Source organism: Dankookia rubra, assembly GCF_004355005.1.
Lineage (GTDB): Bacteria > Pseudomonadota > Alphaproteobacteria > Acetobacterales > Acetobacteraceae > Paracraurococcus > Paracraurococcus ruber_A.
The window spans coordinates 1-1233 of the sequence record NZ_SMSJ01000276.1; the positions used below are offsets into that span (position 1 = coordinate 1).

The 1233-nt window shown below is 68.2% G+C and carries 2 protein-coding genes and 1 pseudogene; all 3 read left to right on the forward strand.

Annotated elements, in window-relative coordinates:
• A partial coding sequence (locus E2C06_RS39045; RefSeq protein ID WP_206664853.1) for a hypothetical protein occupies positions 1-247 on the forward strand: 247 nt, incomplete at its 5' end.
• Positions 244-504 carry a hypothetical protein gene (locus E2C06_RS36520; protein WP_133293395.1) on the forward strand — a complete coding sequence of 87 codons (261 nt, stop codon included), beginning with the start codon at positions 244-246 and terminating at the stop codon, positions 502-504. The genes E2C06_RS39045 and E2C06_RS36520, both read left to right, overlap by 4 nt.
• Positions 505-543: 39 nt before the next feature.
• A pseudogene (locus tag E2C06_RS36525) lies at positions 544-1140 on the forward strand (IS3 family transposase); the annotation flags it as partial.
• Positions 1141-1233: the final 93 nt, after the last annotated feature.

Consider the following 1233-nt stretch of genomic DNA (forward strand, 5'->3'; position numbering starts at 1 on the left):
TGTGGACAGTATGGCTCGGCTCGCCACAGTCCGGGCAGCGGCCGCTCCGCTGCCGAGCCTCAGCAGCGATCTGGATGTTGCTCGCGTCCGGGCGGGTGATCTCCCGGATGCGGCATCCTGGCAGGAGGTGAAGGTCCTTCATCCCGCATGTTACTACTGGGCCAGCCAAGCCGCAGCGCACTTGGCAGCATCAACCACGCTTCCTGCGGAAGAGCCCTCGGTGGACATCAACGAAGCTTTCGCGTGAGGATCGAGCTGGTCCGTGCCGGACGCGACCCGGTCGACCTTGCCCGCGAGTTCGAACCCTCCGCCCAGGCCATTCGGAACTGGGTGGCTTCTGCCGACCGGCAGGAGGATCGGCGTGAGGTGAAACCTGCTCCCGCCGAGGCCGGCCTGAATGCCACCGAGCGCGAGGAGCTCGCGCGGCTCAGGCGCGAGAACAAGCAGCTGCGCCAGGAGCGCGACATTCTCTCTCGAGCGGCCGCCTGGTTTGCCCGGGGTTGAAGGCATTGCCTTCAACGGGACGATCCCGTCCGGGTCTTCGAGTTTATGAAGGCAAACCAGGCCTCCTTCCCGATCGCCCCGATGGCCCGCCTGCTCGGCGTCTCGCGCGCCGGCTACTACGCCTGGCTCGATCGGCCTCTGTCGGTCCGCGCCGAGGCGGATGCGGCGCTGCTGCGACGGATCCGCACCGTGCACGCGACCTCGCGCCAGACCTACGGCGCGCCGCGGGTGCATGCCGCCCTGCGCTCTGCCGGTGCCCGGCACGGCCTCAAGCGCATTGCACGGCTCATGCGCAGCACCGGGCTGGTCGGTGTCAGCCATCGCCGCGGCGGATCGGTGACGACCCGCCGTGACGACAGCAGCAGGCCGGCGCCGGACCTGGTGGACCGCAACTTCACGGCCAGCGGTCCCAACCAGCTATGGGTCGCGGACATTACGTTCGTTCCCACAGCAGCCGGCTTCCTCTACCTCGCCGTCGTGCTCGATGTCTGGAGCCGCAAGGTCGTTGGCTGGGCTACCGCCAACCATCTCCGCACCGAGCTGGTTCTCGATGCACTCGACATGGCCGTCGGCCAACGCCGGCCGCGCGGCGTCTTTCACCACTCGGATCAAGGGTCACAAGGCGGATTCAACTGATCGTCGCAACACCGGATGAGGAGTGGTGCGATGGCGGGTCGGCGGCGGTCGGATCGAGCTCTCCGGGCGAAGGTGCGGTCACCGGGGCGACCG